Annotated in this window: 22 protein-coding genes and 1 tRNA gene; 18 read left to right on the top strand and 5 right to left on the bottom strand. The window is 41.1% G+C overall.

The window, feature by feature from the left end:
• Nucleotides 1-24 precede the first annotated feature (24 nt).
• Nucleotides 25-2,019, bottom strand: coding sequence for a transketolase (gene tkt / locus Q1K78_RS03300; RefSeq protein WP_300174410.1), 1,995 nt, complete (start codon nt 2,017-2,019; stop codon nt 25-27).
• 397 nt (nt 2,020-2,416) lie between these two features.
• On the opposite strand from tkt, the gene metK reads away from it, so the two are divergent.
• The 7 genes from metK (at nt 2,417) to ruvX (ending at nt 7,837) form a co-directional block, all read left to right on the top strand.
• Nucleotides 2,417-3,571, top strand: a complete 1,155-nt coding sequence (metK, locus tag Q1K78_RS03295) for a methionine adenosyltransferase (protein ID WP_300174408.1) — start codon at nt 2,417-2,419, stop codon at nt 3,569-3,571.
• A 112-nt stretch (nt 3,572-3,683) separates the two neighbouring features.
• Entirely contained in the window at nt 3,684-4,178 is a 495-nt protein-coding gene (locus tag Q1K78_RS03290; protein WP_300174406.1) for a SprT family zinc-dependent metalloprotease, read from the top strand.
• Nucleotides 4,179-4,309: 131 nt separating this feature from the next.
• On the top strand, nt 4,310-5,014 hold the full coding sequence (gene endA / locus Q1K78_RS03285) for a deoxyribonuclease I (protein ID WP_300174404.1): 705 nt from the start codon (nt 4,310-4,312) through the stop codon (nt 5,012-5,014).
• A gap of 78 nt (nt 5,015-5,092) precedes the next feature.
• Nucleotides 5,093-5,824 carry a 16S rRNA (uracil(1498)-N(3))-methyltransferase gene (rsmE, locus tag Q1K78_RS03280; RefSeq protein ID WP_300174402.1) on the top strand — a complete coding sequence of 244 codons (732 nt, stop codon included), beginning with the start codon at nt 5,093-5,095 and terminating at the stop codon, nt 5,822-5,824.
• A 13-nt stretch (nt 5,825-5,837) separates the two neighbouring features.
• A complete protein-coding gene (gene gshB / locus Q1K78_RS03275; RefSeq protein ID WP_300174400.1) occupies nt 5,838-6,785 on the top strand; it encodes a glutathione synthase in 948 nt (315 codons plus the stop codon).
• 66 nt (nt 6,786-6,851) lie between these two features.
• Nucleotides 6,852-7,415 (top strand): YqgE/AlgH family protein, encoded by a 564-nt coding sequence (locus Q1K78_RS03270; RefSeq protein WP_300174398.1) that lies wholly within the window; start codon nt 6,852-6,854, stop codon nt 7,413-7,415.
• Nucleotides 7,412-7,837: a Holliday junction resolvase RuvX gene (gene ruvX / locus Q1K78_RS03265; RefSeq protein WP_300174396.1), complete on the top strand. Its 426-nt coding sequence runs from the start codon at nt 7,412-7,414 to the stop codon at nt 7,835-7,837. Before Q1K78_RS03270 ends, ruvX begins: the two co-directional genes overlap by 4 nt.
• Before the next feature lie 90 nt (nt 7,838-7,927).
• Here the strand turns inward: ruvX and Q1K78_RS03260 are convergent, their stop codons facing one another.
• Both Q1K78_RS03260 and Q1K78_RS03255 read right to left on the bottom strand, forming a co-directional pair.
• Nucleotides 7,928-9,034, bottom strand: coding sequence for a PilT/PilU family type 4a pilus ATPase (locus Q1K78_RS03260; RefSeq protein ID WP_300174394.1), 1,107 nt, complete (start codon nt 9,032-9,034; stop codon nt 7,928-7,930).
• Between the two features lie 2 nt (nt 9,035-9,036).
• Nucleotides 9,037-10,074, bottom strand: coding sequence for a type IV pilus twitching motility protein PilT (locus tag Q1K78_RS03255; protein WP_300174392.1), 1,038 nt, complete (start codon nt 10,072-10,074; stop codon nt 9,037-9,039).
• Nucleotides 10,075-10,097: 23 nt separating this feature from the next.
• Here Q1K78_RS03255 and Q1K78_RS03250 point away from each other — a divergent pair, with 23 nt between their 5' ends.
• From Q1K78_RS03250 to hemW, 7 genes are all read left to right on the top strand, one after another.
• Nucleotides 10,098-10,793 carry a YggS family pyridoxal phosphate-dependent enzyme gene (locus Q1K78_RS03250; protein WP_300174390.1) on the top strand — a complete coding sequence of 232 codons (696 nt, stop codon included), beginning with the start codon at nt 10,098-10,100 and terminating at the stop codon, nt 10,791-10,793.
• 97 nt (nt 10,794-10,890) lie between these two features.
• Nucleotides 10,891-11,709, top strand: a complete 819-nt coding sequence (gene proC / locus Q1K78_RS03245) for a pyrroline-5-carboxylate reductase (protein WP_300174388.1) — start codon at nt 10,891-10,893, stop codon at nt 11,707-11,709.
• A gap of 65 nt (nt 11,710-11,774) precedes the next feature.
• Nucleotides 11,775-12,329: a YggT family protein gene (locus tag Q1K78_RS03240; protein WP_300174386.1), complete on the top strand. Its 555-nt coding sequence runs from the start codon at nt 11,775-11,777 to the stop codon at nt 12,327-12,329.
• A gap of 7 nt (nt 12,330-12,336) precedes the next feature.
• Nucleotides 12,337-12,627 carry a DUF167 family protein YggU gene (gene yggU, locus Q1K78_RS03235; protein ID WP_300174559.1) on the top strand — a complete coding sequence of 97 codons (291 nt, stop codon included), beginning with the start codon at nt 12,337-12,339 and terminating at the stop codon, nt 12,625-12,627.
• Nucleotides 12,628-12,689: 62 nt separating this feature from the next.
• On the top strand, nt 12,690-13,121 hold the full coding sequence (locus Q1K78_RS03230) for a DUF4426 domain-containing protein (protein ID WP_300174384.1): 432 nt from the start codon (nt 12,690-12,692) through the stop codon (nt 13,119-13,121).
• Between the two features lie 10 nt (nt 13,122-13,131).
• Nucleotides 13,132-13,728 (top strand): XTP/dITP diphosphatase, encoded by a 597-nt coding sequence (locus Q1K78_RS03225; RefSeq protein ID WP_300174382.1) that lies wholly within the window; start codon nt 13,132-13,134, stop codon nt 13,726-13,728.
• 3 nt (nt 13,729-13,731) lie between these two features.
• The gene (gene hemW / locus Q1K78_RS03220; RefSeq protein ID WP_300174380.1) at nt 13,732-14,892 is read left to right on the top strand and encodes a radical SAM family heme chaperone HemW; all 1,161 of its coding nucleotides are present in this window, start codon (nt 13,732-13,734) and stop codon (nt 14,890-14,892) included.
• Between the two features lie 297 nt (nt 14,893-15,189).
• On the opposite strand, the gene glsB is transcribed toward hemW, so the two are convergent.
• Both glsB and trmB read right to left on the bottom strand, forming a co-directional pair.
• Complete coding sequence (glsB, locus tag Q1K78_RS03215) at nt 15,190-16,110, bottom strand: glutaminase B (RefSeq protein ID WP_300174378.1); 921 nt, start codon at nt 16,108-16,110, stop codon at nt 15,190-15,192.
• Nucleotides 16,111-16,196: 86 nt separating this feature from the next.
• Nucleotides 16,197-16,913: a tRNA (guanosine(46)-N7)-methyltransferase TrmB gene (gene trmB / locus Q1K78_RS03210; RefSeq protein ID WP_300174376.1), complete on the bottom strand. Its 717-nt coding sequence runs from the start codon at nt 16,911-16,913 to the stop codon at nt 16,197-16,199.
• Nucleotides 16,914-17,133: 220 nt separating this feature from the next.
• On the opposite strand from trmB, the gene mutY reads away from it, so the two are divergent.
• From mutY to Q1K78_RS03190, 4 genes are all read left to right on the top strand, one after another.
• Entirely contained in the window at nt 17,134-18,186 is a 1,053-nt protein-coding gene (gene mutY / locus Q1K78_RS03205; protein ID WP_300174374.1) for an A/G-specific adenine glycosylase, read from the top strand.
• 2 nt (nt 18,187-18,188) lie between these two features.
• Nucleotides 18,189-18,461 carry an oxidative damage protection protein gene (locus Q1K78_RS03200; protein ID WP_300174372.1) on the top strand — a complete coding sequence of 91 codons (273 nt, stop codon included), beginning with the start codon at nt 18,189-18,191 and terminating at the stop codon, nt 18,459-18,461.
• Between the two features lie 99 nt (nt 18,462-18,560).
• A complete protein-coding gene (gene mltC, locus Q1K78_RS03195) occupies nt 18,561-19,697 on the top strand; it encodes a membrane-bound lytic murein transglycosylase MltC (RefSeq protein WP_300174370.1) in 1,137 nt (378 codons plus the stop codon).
• Between the two features lie 109 nt (nt 19,698-19,806).
• Nucleotides 19,807-19,882, top strand: a tRNA-Phe gene (locus Q1K78_RS03190).
• Nucleotides 19,883-20,006: the final 124 nt, after the last annotated feature.

Here is a 20,006-nt window from a genome sequence, read left to right as displayed (position 1 = left end):
TTGGATTAAGCGAATGACTCTTGATTAAACTAAAAGCTCTTTTGCTGTTTTTACTGCATTTTCAGTAGTAAAACCAAACATTTTGAATAGCTCTTCAGCAGGCGCTGATTCACCAAACGTTGTCATACCGATGATCTTGCCACCGAAACCAACGTACTTATACCAAAAGTCAGCAATACCGGCTTCAATAGCAACACGTTTTGTTACTGCTGATGGAAGTACTGATTCACGGTAGGCTTCATCTTGCTTATCAAATGCATCTGTTGCTGGCATTGATACAACACGTATCGCTTTACCTTCAGCAGTAAGTTGAGCCGCAGCTTCAACCGCAAGTTCAACTTCTGAACCTGTTGCAATAAAGATAAGCTCAGGTTGACCTTCACAATCTTTAAGAATGTAGCCACCTTTAGCGATGTTAGCTAATTGCTCTGCATCACGATCTTGTTGTGCAAGATTTTGACGAGAGAAGATCAGAGCCGTAGGACCATCACGACGTTCAATCGCAAGTTTCCAAGCAACCGCAGATTCAACTTGGTCACATGGACGCCATGTGCTCATGTTCGGTGTTAAACGTAGTGAAGCGATTTGCTCAACCGGTTGGTGAGTTGGACCATCTTCACCTAGACCGATTGAATCGTGTGTGTACACTTGGATATTCTGAATTTTCATCAGTGCAGCCATACGCATTGCGTTGCGCGCGTATTCCATGAACATTAGGAACGTTGCGCCGTAGGGTACGAAACCACCGTGCAGAGCAATACCATTCATGATTGCTGTCATAGCAAATTCACGCACACCGTAGTGAATGTAGTTACCAGAGAAATCATCAGCGGTTAGTGATTTAGAGCCAGACCACATCGTCAAGTTAGACGGTGCAAGGTCAGCAGAGCCGCCCATGAATTCAGGTAACATTGCACCAAATGCTTCTAGTGCATTTTGCGATGCTTTACGTGATGCAATGTTAGCAGGATTAGCTTGAAGATCAGCAATGATTGCCGATGTTTTTTCTTCCCACTCAGCAGGTAAACCACCGTTTACACGACGCTTATATTCAGCAGCTAGTTCAGGGTGTGCAGCAGCGTAGGCATCAAATTTAGCATTCCAAGACGCTTCTTTTGCTTTGCCTGCTTCTTTTGCATTCCACTCAGCATATACATCAGTAGGAATTTCAAAAGGACCAAACTCCCAACCAAGTTTCGCTTTAGTAGCAACTATCTCATCAGCACCTAGTGGAGCACCGTGACAGTCGTGCGTACCTTCTTTGTTTGGAGAGCCAAAACCGATGATAGTTTTAGTACAAATCAAAGTAGGACGAGGATCTGCTTTTGCTGCAATGATTGCAGCATTAATTGCGTCAGCATCGTGACCATCAACCGCAGGAATTACATGCCAGCCGTACGCTTCAAAACGCTTAGGGGTATCGTCAGAGAACCAACCTTCCACTTCACCATCGATAGAAATACCGTTGTCATCCCAGAAAGCAACTAGCTTACCAAGACCTAATGTACCCGCTAAAGAACATGCTTCGTGAGAGATACCTTCCATTAAGCAACCATCACCCATGAACACGTATGTGTTGTGGTCAACGATCTCATGACCTTCACGGTTAAACTGTGCAGCTAATGCTTTTTCAGCCATCGCCATACCAACACCGTTAGTGATGCCTTGGCCTAATGGACCCGTTGTTGTTTCGATGCCAGGTGCATAGCCGTACTCAGGATGGCCAGGAGTTTTAGAATGCAATTGACGGAAGTTCTTTAAGTCTTCGATAGACAGGTTATAACCTGAAAGATGAAGCAGAGAATAAATCAGCATAGAGCCGTGACCGTTAGAAAGAATGAAACGGTCGCGATCTGCCCACTCTGGATTCTGTGGGTTGTGATTTAGGTGACTACGCCATAATACTTCAGCGATGTCTGCCATGCCCATTGGTGCACCTGGGTGACCAGAATTTGCTTGTTGTACACCATCCATACTTAACGCGCGGATTGCATTTGCTAAATGTTTACGTGAAGACATGCCTGCTCCTGAAAATTCGAAGGACTATATATTTATTGAGCTTGTTAACTCTTGATTAGTTACCCATATACATGGATTAACTTAAATTTGCAGCGCCATATTGTCGCAAAGCCTTATAACGACTGCAAACGTTTACTTAATAAATAAAGCCCTTTTTTTCACGATTTTGATAAAAAATTGATAAAAAATAGGTTTCAATTCATAAAGGCTAACTCAGAACGCAAACGATTGGTTATCTCTTATATTTATTTCCTTTCCAAAAATGAGTTGTAATTAATCAATTTACCTCTATTATGGACGTCTAGACGGAAAAACACCCGCACGTATAAACGTATAGACATTAAATATAATGTGGGTATTTTTAGAACTTATTCTTTATAAGAAGTGGAGCGCCCTTATGGCTAAGCACCTATTTACCTCTGAGTCAGTATCAGAAGGTCATCCAGATAAAATTGCCGATCAAATTTCAGATGCCGTACTTGATGCGATCTTAGAACAAGATCCAAAAGCACGTGTTGCTTGTGAAACGTACGTAAAAACAGGCATGGTCATGGTCGGTGGTGAAGTAACTACTTCTGCATGGGTTGATATCGAAGAAATCACTCGTGAAACTGTTCGTGATATTGGCTATGTTCATTCAGACATGGGTTTTGATGCTAACTCTTGTGCCGTACTAAACACAATTGGTAAGCAGTCTCCAGACATCAACCAAGGCGTAGATAAAGAAGATCCAAGAGACCAAGGCGCTGGCGACCAGGGTATCATGTTTGGTTACGCAACAAACGAAACGCCTATTTTAATGCCTGCACCAATTACTTATGCGCACCTTCTTGTTAAGCAACAAGCCGAAGTACGTAAAAGCGGTAAACTAGATTTCCTACGTCCAGATGCAAAATCTCAAGTTACTTTCCAATACGACCAAGGTAAAATTGTTGGTATTGATGCCGTTGTACTTTCAACTCAACACAGCGATTCAGTAACAACGGCGGATCTTCGTGAAGCGGTAATGGAAGAGATCATCAAGCCAGTACTTCCTCAAGAATGGTTAAATAAAGAAACTAAATTCTTTATTAACCCAACAGGTCGTTTTGTTATTGGTGGCCCAATGGGTGACTGTGGCCTTACTGGTCGTAAAATCATCGTAGATACTTACGGCGGCGCAGCTCGTCATGGTGGTGGTGCATTCTCTGGTAAAGATCCATCAAAAGTTGACCGTTCAGCTGCATACGCAGCACGTTACGTAGCGAAAAATATCGTTGCAGCTGGCATGGCTGATCGTTGTGAAATCCAACTTTCATACGCTATCGGTGTTGCCGATCCAACATCAATCATGATTGAAACGTTCGGTACTGAAAAAGTAGCTCACGACATCATCATCGAATCGGTTCGTCAGCACTTTGACTTACGTCCATATGGCCTACAAGAAATGCTTAACCTTCTTCAACCAATCTATAAGAAGACGGCTGCATACGGTCATTTTGGTCGTGAAGAGTTTCCTTGGGAAGCAACAGATAAAGCAGAAATCCTTCGTGATTTCGCTGGTATTAAGTAATTTACTACTTAAACTGATACTAAAAGGAAGCTTCTGCTTCCTTTTTGTTTTTTACCCCCATATACTTTTTATATTTATGATTCAATATCGACCTTCAAAATAAAGAGATTCAATGACCCCACTTCAACAAGCCTCCATCGCTAAAGCTCAACAATGTATTCAACAAGCATCTGCCTTTTTTAATCGCCCTTTTTCTCTGCCAGAGATTAACTTTACTCAACGCGGAAAAATTGCCGGTATCGCTCGCTTACAAGGCTGGGAAGTACGAATTAACCCTATCCTGCTAGAAGAAAATGAACACACCTTTATCAATGAAGTGATCCCTCATGAAATTGCCCATCTGATCGCATTCAAATTATATGGCCGAGTACGACCTCATGGTAAGGAATGGCAGGGAATAATGAATCAAGTCTTCAATCTACCAGCACGCACAACACACAGTTTTAATATTGACTCAGTAAAAGGAAAAACCTTTCCATATCGCTGTAAATGCTCACAACATGATCTAACTGTGCGTCGTCACAACCGAGTTCAGCGCAAAGAAACACAATACCTTTGTAAAGCATGTCAATCACCATTAAAGCTCTCTAAGCGCACTGTAAAATAATCATCCCTCTTTTTTACTAACCTAAATCAGTAAATACTTTCAATTTCCTGCCCTAGTAATCAATTTATCTATAATGCGAATTAACAATAAGCTACCCTTGCGGCACTAATACAATAATCAGTAGACTTATCATGAAATTAATTCGCTTAGTTATCAGTATCATTGCTGTCAGCTTCAGCTTTAACGTACTTTCTGCTCCTCCTTCTTCATTTTCTAAAGCTAAAAAATTAGCCGTAAAAATTTATCTTGATCACCCCACTTCATTTTATTGTGGCTGTGACATTACCTGGAAAAATAAGAAAAAAGGCATTCCCGATTTAGAAAGCTGCGGTTATGACGTACGTAAACAAGAAAAACGAGCAAGCCGAATTGAGTGGGAGCACGTGGTTCCCGCTTGGCAATTTGGACACCAACGTCAATGTTGGCAAAATGGCGGACGTAAAAACTGCACCAAAAACGACAAACAGTTCAAATCAATGGAGGCTGACTTACACAATTTAGTGCCTGCCATTGGTGAAGTGAATGGCGACCGTTCTAACTTTCGTTTTTCGCAATGGAATGGGAGCAAAGGTGCTAATTATGGACAATGCGCCTTTAAAGTGGATTTTAAAAACAGAGTCGCTGAACCACCAGCCCAATCAAGAGGGGCGATTGCACGAACCTATTTATACATGAATAATGAATATCGTTTTAATTTGTCCAAAGCACAACGCCAACTAATGGAAGCATGGAATAAGCAATACCCAGTATCAGCATGGGAGTGCGAGCGAGATAAACGTATTGCAAAAATCCAAGGCAACAACAATCAATTTGTCTATAAAGCCTGTATTAAATAACTTAGACTAATTTAGAGGTTGAAAAAGCACATTTTAACCTCCATCCTTAAATGTAAGATAGTTAAAGAAAAGTAGACCATGAGAATACCTAGAATCCATCATCCAGAGCTTCTTCCTTCGCAAGGAAAAGTGAATTTAAGTGATGATGCAGCCAACCATGTTGGTCGCGTTATGCGAATGAAAGAAGGCGAAGCCGTGTTACTATTTGATGGTAGCGGTGCTGAGTTCCCTGCTGTAATCACGTCTTCTTCAAAGAAAAGTGTAGAAGTTGAAATCAATGAACGTATTGAGCGCAGCAGTGAATCCCCATTAAACTTACATTTAGGCCAAGTGGTTTCTCGTGGTGATAAAATGGAATTCACCATTCAAAAATCAGTTGAGTTAGGCGTAAATATTATTACCCCTTTGATTTCAGAGCGTTGTGGTGTCAAATTAAACAAAGAACGTTTTGAAAAGAAACTCGACCAATGGCAAAAAATCGCAATTGCAGCGTGTGAACAATCTGGACGTAATACTGTTCCTGAAATTCGCCCTATTATGTCATTAGAAGAGTGGTGTGCTGAAGAGTATGACGGTTTAAAACTGAACCTTCATCCAAGAGCAAAATACTCAATCAACACACTGCCAGAACCAGTCACTAATATTCGCTTATTAATTGGTCCTGAAGGCGGTTTATCGTCTGATGAGATCAACATGACTGAACAGTATCAATTTGAAGAAACGCTGCTTGGTCCTCGTGTTCTTAGAACCGAAACCGCAGCGCTTACCGCAATTACAGCCTTACAAGTTCGTTTTGGCGATCTTGGCTAACTGGAGAAACACAATGATCAAACTCGGTATCGTAATGGACCCAATCTCGTCCATTAACATCAAGAAAGACTCTAGCTTTGCCATGATGCTTGAAGCTCAAAAACGTGGTTGGGAAATCCATTACATGGAAATGGCTGACCTACATCTAGAACAAGGTAAAGCAGTTGCTGATACCAAGGTTGTCACACTGAAAGAAGACCCAACAAGTTGGTATGAATTCACATCAGAGCAAACCATCGACCTTGCCGATCTTGATGCCGTATTAATGCGTAAAGATCCTCCATTTGATACAGAGTACATCTACGCAACCTACATTCTTGAGCGTGCTGAAATCCAAGGGGCGTTAATTGTAAACAAGCCACAAAGCTTACGTGATTGTAATGAAAAACTGTTTACCGCTTGGTTCCCAGAGCTAACACCAACGACATTAGTCACTCGTAAAGCAGAAAAAATCAAAGCGTTCCGCGAAGAGCACGGTGACATCATTCTTAAACCACTTGATGGCATGGGTGGCGCATCAATCTTCCGTGTAAAAGCAGGTGATCCAAATGTATCGGTCATCATAGAAACCCTGACTAATCACGAGCAAACCTACTGCATGGCGCAAACTTTTGTTCCTGATATTAGTAATGGTGATAAACGTATCCTTGTTGTTGATGGTGAACCAATGCCTTATTGCCTAGCGCGTATCCCTGCAAAAGGTGAAACACGTGGTAACTTAGCCGCTGGTGGTACTGGTGAAGCTCGCCCATTAAGCGAAACAGATTGGGCTATTGCCAATGCGGTAGCGCCAACACTAAAAGAAAAAGGCTTAATCTTTGTTGGTCTTGATGTAATTGGTGACAAACTGACTGAAATCAACGTAACTAGTCCAACTTGTATCAAAGAGATCGAAGCCGCATTTGATATTTCAATCACAGGTAAACTAATGGATGCTATTGAGCGAAAAATTAACGCTTAATAAATCCAAATAATATGAAGGGGGGCTTGTCTCCCTTCAATTTAACTGAGTTATTTAGGAGGCTCTGTGGATTTAAAAAACCATTTTTTAGTCGCAATGCCTAGTATGAAAGATCCTTTCTTTCAGCGAAGCGTCATCTACATTTGTGAGCATGATTCAGAAGGAACCATGGGCTTACGTATTAATGAGACCGTTCCAATTTCATTAAAAGGTATGCTAGAGCAAATTGAACTAGATAATCCATCTCCAATTATATTTCCACAGACTTTAACTCAACCTGTACTTAATGGCGGGCCGGTTTCTGATGACCGCGGTTTTGTCCTTCATTCAGAAAAAGATACCTATACCTCAAGTATACAAGTCACTAATGAGCTGTATGTTACGACATCAAAAGATATTCTTGCCACTTTAGGCACAGAATCTCAGCCTCAGAAGTATTTAGTTGCTCTTGGTTATTCTGGGTGGGATGCAGGTCAATTAGAAAAAGAATTATCTGAAAATACATGGTTAACCCTAGAAGCGGATCCCTCAGTTATTTTTGATACCCCTATTCCTGAGCGTTGGCGAAAAGCGATTGAAATATTAGGCATTAGCCCGGCAAATTTATCCAGCGAGGTTGGACACGCATGAGTTCACGTACCATCATGGCATTTGATTTTGGCACCAAAAGTATTGGCTCAGCCATTGGCCAAGAGATCACAGGTACAGCAAGCCCATTAAAAGCCTTTAAAGCACAAGATGGCACCCCTAATTGGGATGATATTGAAAAGCAAATTAAAGAATGGCAACCTAATTTGATCGTTGTTGGCCTACCAACCGATCTTCATGGTAAAGAGCTAGAAACCATCACACCTAAAGCAAAGAAATTTGCTAATCGTCTGCATGGCCGTTTTGGCTACCAAGTTGAATTACACGATGAACGCCTATCAACGGTAGAAGCTCGCGCTGATTTATTTGAGTTCGGTGGTTATAAAGCGCTATCGAAAGGAAATATTGATTGTCAATCAGCGGTGGTTATTTTAGAAAGCTGGTTTGAGAGTCAGTGGAGCTAGGGACTAGAAACTAGAACGCTTCGCTCCTATAAGATCAAAAGCAGATATTAAGAGCAGTAATAATTTTACGTATTACTGCTCTTATGGTTTCTAATCTAGCGAAATCGACACATTATCAAACTTCGACGAGCTAAATGAATCGCCACGCTTCATCTTCAACATCAACCTCAAGTCATTCGCAGAATCCGCACTGTGTAATGCCTCATCTTCCGAAATCTTATCTGCCACCACCAAATCAAATAAACATTGATCAAACGTCTGCATTCCTGATTCTCGTGATTTTGTCATGGTCGCTTTTAATTCATGTAAGTCACCACGACGGATAAGATCTGAGATCCGAGGGGTATTTAATAACACCTCATAGACGCCATGACGCCCATTTCCATTTACATCAGGAACCAATTGCTGAGCAATAATTCCTTTCAAATTCATAGAAAGATCAAACAAAAACTGCTCTTTATGATCTTTTGGCACTAAATGAAGAATACGCTCTAACGCTTGATTGGCATTATTCGCATGAAGCGTCGCCATACAAAGATGACCCGTTTCAGCAAAGGTCATTGCGTATTCCATCGTCTCTCTACTTCGGATCTCTCCAATCAAAATCATATCCGGAGCTTGTCGCAACGAGTTTTTCAACGCGATTTCATAGCTTTCAGTATCTAACCCAACTTCACGTTGAGTGACAATGCACTTATTGTGAGGGTGAACAAATTCAATCGGGTCTTCCACCGTTAAAATATGACCACTACGATTGGCGTTACGATATCCGGTCATTGCTGCCATCGTGGTTGATTTACCCGAACCAGTCGCACCAACAACAAGAACTAAACCTCGTTTAGCCACCGCCAATTCTTTCATTACCTCAGGTAAATTCAGTGACTCCATTGATGGTATTGTGGTTTCAATACGACGGAGCACAGCCCCTGGTTGCTCACGTTGCCAAAATGCACTAACACGAAAACGACCACATTCTTTTACGATGGCAAAGTTCGCTTCAAGCGTTTGATTGAACTCTTTTTGACGCTCATCATCCATCATTTCAGCCATTAATGCTGAAATCGAATCAACCGTTTGTTTTGGTCCTACCGCCTGAAGTTCTCCATGCACACGCAATAGACAAGGAGCATCAACTGTTAAATAAATATCCGACGCTTTTTTCTGCACCATTTGATGCAATAATTCATCCAAACTCACCGTTAAAAACCCATGCTTGTTATTTCAATTTTCTTTGCGACTTCATCAGGTTCTACCAAACCTTGAGCAATGATCTTTTTCGCATTTTGCTCCATCGTCTGCATCCCAAAAGACGACCCAGTCTGTATGATGGAGTACATTTGAGCTACCTTGTCTTCACGGATTAAGTTACGAATTGCTGGCGTTGCAATCATAATTTCATGACAAGCGACACGCCCACCACCAGTACGTTTTAGTAACGTTTGAGCAATTACCGCCCTTAACGATTCAGACAACATAGATCGAACCATGGATTTATCACTACCAGGGAACACATCAATAATACGGTCAATGGTTTTAGCAGCTGAGCTAGTATGCAAAGTACCAAACACCAAGTGACCCGTTTCTGCGGCTGTTAATGCCAAACTAATGGTTTCTTGATCTCGAAGCTCTCCAACCAAAATAACATCGGGATCTTCACGCAGTGCTGAACGTAAAGCGGCTTTAAAACTGTGCGTATCACGATGAACTTCACGTTGGTTAATCAAACATTTTTTATTTTTGTGTACGAACTCAATCGGATCTTCAATGGTTAAAATATGTTTATTCTCGTGCTCATTAATATAATCAACTATCGCCGCTAATGTGGTTGATTTACCCGAACCTGTAGGCCCTGTAATTAACACTAATCCCTTTTGGTATTTTGCAATATCGGTAAAAATATCAGGAGCGGCTAATTTCTCTAATGATGGGATCTCAACTGGGATAGTTCGAAATACTGCTGCACAGCCTCGTGCTTGATTAAACGCATTCACTCGAAAACGGCCAACATTTGGCAGTTCAAATGAGAAGTCGACTTCTAGCTTTTCTTCAAACTCACTCCGTTGAGCATCATTCATGATATCAGTCACTAAACGATGCACTTCTGCGTGTGTAAAATCAGGTAATGTTAGTTTACGCACTTCACCATCAACACGTACCATAGGAGGAACTCCTGCAGATAGGTGTAGATCTGATGCGTTTTGTTTTACACTAAAGTCCAGTAATTCTGTGATGTTCATAATTTTCCTCGGTAATCGTTTCTATGACTAGTATTAAGCAAAATATCAATCAAATCACCATTCAGATAGAGAATAGCGTTCAAAAATGTGGTCGACGCCCTGATTCAGTGCAATTATTGGCGGTAAGTAAAACTAAACCTATCGCGTTACTTGAACAAGCAATAACTGTTGGTCAACGAGCGTTTGGTGAAAATTACGTTCAAGAAGGTGTTGAAAAAGTTCAATATTTCAAAAAAAATCATTCTGAAACATCATTAGAATGGCATTTTATTGGTCCAATTCAATCAAATAAAACTCGCCCGATAGCAGAGCACTTTGATTGGGTTCATTCTGTTGAACGCCTTAAAATAGCACAACGTTTAAATGAACAACGCCCAGTAGAACTTGGCGAACTAAATGTACTTATTCAGGTCAATATTAGTTCAGAACAAAGTAAATCAGGCACCACAAGTGATGAAGTCATGGAGCTAGCAGCTGCAATCAATGATATGCCAAACTTAACGTTACGTGGGCTAATGTCTATACCGGCTAATGTCTCTAATTACGACGAGCAACTGGCTGCATTTACACAACTTGCTTCCATTCAAAACCAATTACGCGCACAATATCCTCAAGTCGATACCCTATCAATGGGGATGAGTGGCGATATGGATGCCGCCATTGAAGCGGGCTCAACAATGGTTCGAATTGGCACTGCTATTTTTGGTGCCAGAGACTAATTTTTTAGTGTCAGAAACTATAAAAATAAAGAATAACCTCAACTCGAATGATACCAATCTAGATACTGTATCGGTTGGCATGACGCAAGGAATACGAATGGAACATCGCAATATTGTTTTTATTGGTGCGGGCAACATGACTCGCTCTATTATTGCAGGTTTGATTAGCAGTGGTTACCCGAAAGAAAAAATCACCGCGACAAATCCAAGTACTGGCAAGCTTGAACATTTAGAAAAATGTTACGGAATTAATACCTCTACTGATAATATTTCTGCGGCTAAAAATGCAGATGTTATCGTTCTAGCGGTAAAGCCACAGATGATGGCAACGGCGGCTGAGCCACTGCAATACATCGACTTTTCTACTAAGCTAGTGATTTCTATTGCGGCTGGTATTTCTGCCAAACGTTTGAATGAGATGTTTGCTACTGAATTAAATTTAGTTCGTGTAATGCCAAATACACCCGCATTAGTCGGTAAAGGCATGAGCGGCCTGTTTGCGGTAGAGCATATATCTGAACAAGATAAGACCTACGCAAGTGACTTAATGTCAGCCGTTGGTGAAGTGTGTTGGGTGGAAAAAGAATCTGGCATTAACTCAATCATTGCCGCCGCAGGAAGCGCGCCTGCGTATTTCTTCTTATTTATGGAAGCGATGCAAGCTGAGGCGATTAAACAAGGGTTTAGTGAAGAGACTGCTCGTCTATTAGTGCAACAATCTGCACTTGGCGCGGCTGAAATGGTGGTTGCTAACCCAGAGACACCATTATCAACACTGCGCGAACAAGTGACCTCAAAAGGCGGTACAACCGCGGAAGCTCTACGCACATTTAATGAACATCAATTGCAAGAGATTGTAGCCAAAGCAATGCAAGCAGCAGTCTCTCGTGCAGAAGAAATGGAATCTTTATTTTAAAATAAGTAATTCTATTTTCAGAACCGTTTTATTTTCAAACCAATGATTTTTAAGGTTAACTAACTATGAATGCAATGAGCTTTTTAATCTCGACCGTTTTTGATTTATACATCATGGTCGTGATCCTACGAATTTGGTTACAAGTCGCACGTGCTGATTTTTATAACCCATTCTCTCAATTTATCGTAAAAGCAACTCAACCTGTGGTTTCTCCATTACGTCGTATTATTCCATCAATTGGCAGCCTAGACTTAGCAACTGTATTATTTGCTTACGTTCTATGTGTCGTTAAATTTGTGGTGCTTCAAATGGTTGTAGCTGGTGGCATTACATTTGGCCCTGAGTTCTTACTTATTGGTTTAATTGCGCTTGCAAAAGCCGCTGGTGGTTTACTGTTCTGGATCCTATTAGTACGTGCAATCCTAAGCTGGGTTAGCCAAGGCCGTAGCCCAATTGAATATGTAATGAACCAATTAACTGAACCAATGCTTACTCCTATTCGTAAGATCCTTCCTCAAATGGGTGGGTTAGATTTAAGCGTATTAGTGCTGTTCATCGTTCTACAATTTGCTAACTTCTTAATGGGTGATTTACTTGGCCCAATTTGGTATAGCTTGTAGTCTGGTTATGCCAATTAAATACGATAACGACGATTTGATCTTAAGGCTCTACCTTCAACCGAAGGCCAGCCGAGATCAGATCGTTGGTATACATGGAGAAGAACTCAAAATAGCGATAACGGCCCCTCCTGTCGATGGAAAAGCCAACGCACATTTGATTAAATACTTCTCCAAACTGTTTAAGGTCGCTAAAGGGAAAATCACGGTAGAGAAAGGAGAACTTAATCGTCACAAACAAGTTCGAATTCATTCGCCGGAAATTATTCCAGAAGCGATTCAACAATTACTATCAAAATAACTATTAATGCCGAGTTAACCCTCGGCTTTTTTATATGGAGACCTTTGTGTATGAAGATCGTTATGAAAAAAATAACCTTACTCTTGTCCCTATTCCTTTTTAGCTTACCCACGTTTGCAGGGCAATTTGTACAGATTAAAAACGTAGAGGTACATTACTCTGCGTTTAACTCAACATTTCTAACGCCTAAAGTGGCTCGTGCGTATCAATTAAAGCGATCTGGTTACAATGCATTAATTAATATCAGTGTATTAGACACCTCTCAAGCAGGAAAACCAGCTGTCGCTGCGAAAATAACAGGAACAGCTAAAAATTTACTTGGCCAAATGAAAACGTTAAGCTTCCGTGAAATTAAGGAACAAAACGCTATTTATTACATTGCTGAGTTGCCAATCACTAACGAAGAAACCTTCCGTTTTGATATTGATGTATCCGCTGATACCAAAGGCGCTGGCAAATTAAAATTCAATCAAAAGTTCTACGTAGAAGAGTAAGAGAATCATTATGAGCAAAATCGTATTAGCAACAGGCAACCAAGGTAAAGTTCGTGAAATGGCAGATGTTTTGTCTGACTTTGGATTTGATGTTGTGGCACAAAGTGAGTTCAACGTCTCTGACGTAGCAGAAACAGGCACAACCTTTATTGAGAATGCCATTATTAAAGCCCGTCATGCGGCTAAAGAAACAGGATTACCTGCGATTGCTGATGACTCCGGTTTAGAAGTCGACGCATTACATGGCGCACCAGGTGTTTACTCTGCACGCTACTCAGGTGAAGGCGCAACAGATCAGAAGAACATCGATAAAATGCTAGCGGCAATGGAAGGTATTCCTACTGAAAAACGTACTGCGCGCTTCCATTGTGTTTTAGTCTTAATGAAGCATGAGAGCGATCCTACGCCATTGATTTGTCACGGTTCATGGGAAGGCCACATTACCACGGAGCAACAAGGTGAGAATGGCTTTGGTTACGATCCTATTTTCTGGGTAAGTGAAGATAACTGCTCTTCCGCAGAACTTGAGCCTGCACGTAAAAAGCAACTGTCTCATCGTGGTCAAGCACTGAAAAAGCTGTTCTCTGCATTAAAAGAAGGTCAATAATTGATGCTAGTTCCACCACCACTTAGCTTATACATTCATATTCCATGGTGTATCCAAAAATGCCCATATTGCGATTTCAACTCTCACGCCTTGAAAACGACAATCCCTGAAGCACAATACATTTCAGCGTTAATTGACGATCTTGATACCGATCTTGCTCGTTATAATATGGAAAATGACCCACGTAAGCTGCACTCTATTTTTATTGGTGGTGGTACGCCAAGCTTAATTACGGCTCCAGAGATTAAGCGTTTACTGATCGAGGTTGAAAAACGCTTACCATTTGCTGATGACATTGAAATCACCATGGAAGCGAATCCTGGGACGGTAGAAGCAGGTCGATTCATTGAGTACCGCGAAGCCGGTGTCAATCGCATCTCTATTGGCGCGCAAAGCTTCCAGCAAGAAAAACTAGAAAAACTAGGGCGAATTCATGGTAAAGATGAAGCCCTTCGCGCCGCTCGCCTTGCTCATGAAGCAGGGTTAAACAGCTTTAATCTTGATTTAATGCATGGCCTACCGAACCAAAGTATTGATGATGCGTTATCTGATTTAAAACAAGCGATAGAGCTTAGCCCTCCACATTTATCGTGGTATCAGCTGACTATTGAGCCAAATACGGTGTTTTACTATAAGCCACCAACGTTGCCTGATGATGATGATTTATGGGACATTTTTGAACAAGGCCATCAAATTATTTCTGATGCAGGCTATGTTCAATATGAGATTTCAGGCTACAGTAAAATCGGTTATCAATGTCGCCATAACTTAAATTATTGGCGCTTTGGCGACTATTTAGGGATTGGTTGTGGTGCTCATGGCAAGCTGAGTTTTGCTGATGGTCGCATTGTTCGAACCACTAAGATTAAGCATCCTCGCGGCTTCTTAGATTTGATGAAACCTTACTTAATTGACGAACAAGAGGTTGCTGATCATGACAGACCTTTTGAATTCTTTATGAATCGTTTCCGTCTATTAGAAGCGTGCCCAAAGCAAGATTTCATTGATAAAACAGGGTTAGGTTTAGAGTCGATTCAAGAAACAATGGATTGGGCGAAAGAGAAGAAGTATTTAGAAGAAACAGAAACGCATTGGCAGATCACTGAGCATGGAAAATTGTTCTTGAATGATTTGTTGGAAGCGTTTGTGAGTGATGAGGACTAGGAACAAATAATCGAAACTCTAAATTAAACAACTAGCAACCCCTCCTAGCCTCCCCTTATATCAATACTAATTACCAAGTAACATCGGTAAACAAGGGGAGGAACGGTATTATGATCGTTGAAATACCAGCATCAAAGAAGGTTCTCCCCCTTTATCGACCAACCATTGAGATCGATGATGTTAATAGAAGGGGGAGTTAGAGGGGGTTGTTAGTGATAAAATCGAATATTTCACTACACAGCTTTTCCTGAAACCTTCAGGGAGCTTGCGACCGCCCTTAAACCTGCTCTTCCTGCTTTAAAATATCGAACGCCCAATACGCTCTGAAAGCAATTCTAACGCTTGTGTTCCTGCCAAAGAGTTACCTGATGGGTCTAATTCTGGAGACCATACGGCAATAGTCATCTCACCTGGTACAATGGCAATAATCCCACCACCAACACCGGATTTCCCTGGCATACCAACACGATAAGCAAACTCTCCGGCACCATCATATAAACCACACGTCGCCATTAATGCATTAATTTGTTTACTCTGCATTGGCGTAATGATGAATTCATTTGTCTCTGGTTGTACGCCTTTGTTCGCTAAATAACCAAACGTTCTCGCTAAATCAACACAGCTCATACTCAAGGCGCAGGCATGAAAATAATTTTTTAATACCGGCATCACTTCATTATCGAAGTTACCAAATGCTCGCATCAAATAAGCAATCGAAGCATTTCGATCACTATGATCCATTTCCGAATTAGCGACAACACGGTCATACATAATACGTTCATTGCCAGAGAGCTTACGTACAAATTCTAATAGACGATGTTTCGGAGCAGAAAAGCGACTAAACAGCATATCAGTAACCACAATCGCACCCGCATTGATGAACGGATTACGAGGAACACCCTGCTCCATCTCAAGTTGGATCAACGAGTTAAATGCCTGCCCAGAAGGTTCTTTTCCTACTCGCTGCCATAATTCTTCAGGCTGATATAATTCCATAGCAAGAGTTAAACTCAACGCTTTAGATATAGATTGAATAGAGAATCGTTCGTTTGCATCGCCCGATGTGATCATTTCACCATCATTGGTATAAACCGCGATCCCCAACTTATCACTCGAGACAGAAGCAAGTGCCGGAATATAATCCGCAACTTTTCCTTGTCCAATAAGAGGACGCACTTCATTCAAAATATCATCTAATATCTGTTTTGTTGGCTTCATTATTTCGACTTCCTGTTGAGCGCAAGGACAAAAAAGCCAACACAGAGGTTGGCTTTAGTTCTTATTTAGCATGATAAATCAGCTAATTATGCATTACGACGGAATTTAATATCCCATACGCCATGGCCCAAACGGTGGCCACGAGCTTCAAATTTTGTTAATGGACGCTCATCTGGACGAGGAATGTAATCGCCATCAGTTGCGATATTCTCGTAACCTGGTGCCGCGTGCATTACTTCGATCATGTGTTCTGCGTAGTTTTCCCAATCAGTTGCCATATGGAAAACACCACCAGCATTTAGCTTAGGACGGATCATCTCAGCAAATTCAGCCTTAACGATACGACGCTTATGGTGACGTGCTTTATGCCATGGGTCAGGGAAGAACAGTTGCAGTGTATTTACAGATGAATCAGGGATCATTGATTCAAACACTTCAACCGCATCGTGACACATTACACGTAAGTTAGTTACGCCTGCTTCTTTTGCAGCTGAAAGACATGCACCAACACCTGGGCGATGAACCTCTATGCCAAGGAAATTAAGTTCTGGTGCTTTTTGCGCCATCTCAACCAAAGATGCACCCATACCAAAACCGATTTCTAAAACGACAGGGTTGTTATTACCAAACACCTCATTCCAATCAAGCATTTGCTCAACAAAATCGATACCCATGGTAGACCAGCACTCAGTAATAGCGCCTTCTTGGCCTTTCGTTAAACGTCCTTCGCGGCGTACAAAGCTGCGAATTTTACGAACGATTTTACCTTCTTCGGTAAAGTCGTTTTTAGTCACTTCAGTCATGATTGGATAACCTGGTTATTCTCTGAACAAGGATTGTGGATCCGGCATTATCCAAAGTTTAGCTCAGTGTTCAAGTATTATCTTTGGTTTTCTCTATAAACAAGCTTAATTAAGCTAAATTATATACCTGAACTAATAACCCTATTTTCTATCGGGTGTACAAAACCATCACAGTATGATGTGATCCATTCTTAATTATAAAAATGTAATCGAGCATGTCATGACTTCTTTCTCTCACGCCATTTTAAAGTGGTACGATAATTACGGCCGTAAGACGTTACCTTGGCAATTAGAAAAAACACCTTATAAAGTATGGTTATCAGAGATCATGCTACAACAAACCCAAGTAACCACGGTGATCCCCTATTTTGAGCGTTTCATGGCTCGCTTTCCAACCGTTGTTGATTTAGCCAATGCTGAGCAAGATGAAGTGCTGCATTTATGGACCGGACTTGGTTACTACGCTCGAGCTCGAAATTTACATAAAACAGCACAAATCATCGCTGAGCAATATAATGGTAAATTCCCTGAAACAATTGAAGAAGTCATTGCTCTTCCGGGAATTGGCCGAACTACTGCGGGGGCTGTGCTGTCACTGTCTCTCAAGCAACGCCACCCTATTTTAGATGGCAATGTGAAACGCACTCTTTCTCGTTGCTTTGCCATTGAAGGATGGCCTGGTAAAAAATCGGTTGAAAATTCCATGTGGGCGGTTGCAGAAGAGCACACACCTGAACTTGGAGTTGAGAGATATAATCAAGCCATGATGGACATGGGTGCAATGGTATGTACTCGTTCTAAGCCTAAGTGTGAAATTTGCCCAGTGAATGATCTTTGCCAAGCCAAAGCGCAAGATCGTCAATTAGACTTCCCAACTAAAAAACCCAAAAAAGACAAGCCAACTAAAGAGGCATGGTTTGCGATCTATTATCACGATGGTGAAGTATTGTTAGAGCAACGACCACAAACGGGAATTTGGGGAGGTTTATATTGCTTTCCTGAACAACCAGAAAATACCTTAGATGATTTATCTGATCGTTATGATATGGACGTAAAATCAAGCCAACAATTAATTGCTTTTCGCCATACTTTTAGCCACTACCACTTAGATATCACTCCTGTACTTATCACTCTGACCAAGAAACCGAATATGGTAATGGAAGGAACGCGCGGAGTTTGGTATAACTTATCTCAACCAATGACGGTAGGATTAGCCGCCCCAGTTCAAAAACTGTTGGACTCCCTTCCGTACGAAATTTCTAATGGAGAATAACCATGAGTCGCACTGTATTTTGTGTTCTTTTAAATAAAGACGCCGATGGCCTAGATTTTCAACTTTACCCAGGAGAACTAGGTAAGCGTATTTTTGACAACATCTCCAAAGAAGCATGGGGCCAATGGCAACATAAGCAAACCATGCTTATCAATGAAAAGAAACTGAACATGATGGATCCAGAGCACCGCAAATTACTGGAAACAGAAATGGAAGGTTTTCTATTTGATGGCAAAGAAGTCATCATTGATGGTTACACTCCGCCAAGCGAATAAGTAATTGTAAATAAAGCAGTCTAATGGCTGCTTTATTTTTTAGTTCAAGGGCATTCTGCCGTTAACATTAATATCGAATTCTTACCCTATATTGTCTTTATGAAAAAATTTATCCTGATTGCCTCTGCTTGTCTTTTTCTCACTAGCTGTAGCCGAGAATCAATAGAGTCTACTTTTGGTATTAATTACGATACGACTAACCGCTTTGCTAAAAACCTAGCGCCTCTTCCTGGCCAATTTACTAAAGACATTAAAGCACTAGACTCTTTGATCAACAGTTTTAATGGCAACATTGAAAAACGCTGGGGTAAAGAGAATCTCGTCATCGCAAGTAAACAAGCTTATGTAAAGTACACTGATGGCTATTTAAGCCGATCTCAAGTTGATTTTTCTACCGGTCGAGTTACGGTAGAAACCGTCGCAGGAACCGATCCAAAAGCCCATTTACGTCAAGCCATCATAACGACATTATTGACGCCTGATGATCCTGCTGGTGTCGATCTTTACTCTGATGCAGATGTTACTCTTGGTGGCAAACCTTTCTTATACCAACAAGTCGTAGATCAAGATAAAAAGCCGATTGAATGGTCATGGCGTGCAAGTCGTTATGCTGACTATTTAATTGCTAATCACTTAAAAACAAAAGATATCGATTATAAAAAAGCTTTTTATGTCGATATTCCGATGGTAAAAAATCACACTCAACTGCGTGAATATCAATACGCTGACATTGTTCGTAAAGCATCACAACGTTACGATATCCCAGAAGATCTGATTTATTCCATTATTAGAACAGAGAGTAGCTTTAACCCATACGCGGTAAGTTGGGCTAATGCTTATGGATTAATGCAGGTGGTTCCGAAAACAGCAGGCCGCGATGTATTTAAGTTAGTGAAAAAAAAGTCAGGAGAGCCTACTCCTGAATACTTATTTAACCCACACAACAATATTGATACGGGTACTGCTTACTTTTATATTTTAAAAACACGTTACTTAAAAGACATTCGTAACCCAGTATCTAAGCAGTACAGCATGATTTCAGCCTATAATGGTGGTGCGGGGGGAGTATTAACTACCTTCAACAGCAATCGTAGCCGAGCAATCAATGACATTAACAACTTAAATCCTAACCAAGTGTACTGGGCTTTAACCAAAAAACACAAAAATGCTGAAGCTCGTCGCTATTTAGAAAAGGTAACCACCTTCAAAAAAGAGTTTAATTCAGGGAAGATTTAGCGATAAATTCGCCTATTCGATGAATTATCAATCAAACAATCAAAAAAACAGCCTATTTTGAAAAAAAAAGTTGACGGTGAGGGCAAAAATCCGTTTAATAGCGCTCGTTGCCCGGATAGCTCAGTCGGTAGAGCAGAGGATTGAAAATCCTCGTGTCGGTGGTTCGATTCCGCCTCCGGGCACCATACAATAAGATTGTTGGTGTAGTTCTAGATTTATTTATTAAATGCTAGATCACGAATAGTCAAAAGAATTTAGTGTGCCGACTTAGCTCAGTAGGTAGAGCAACTGACTTGTAATCAGTAGGTC

Origin of the sequence: uncultured Aliivibrio sp., from assembly GCF_946479765.1 — a bacterium.
Taxonomy (GTDB): Bacteria; Pseudomonadota; Gammaproteobacteria; order Enterobacterales; family Vibrionaceae; genus Aliivibrio.
This window is presented reverse-complemented; position numbering and strand designations above follow the sequence as displayed.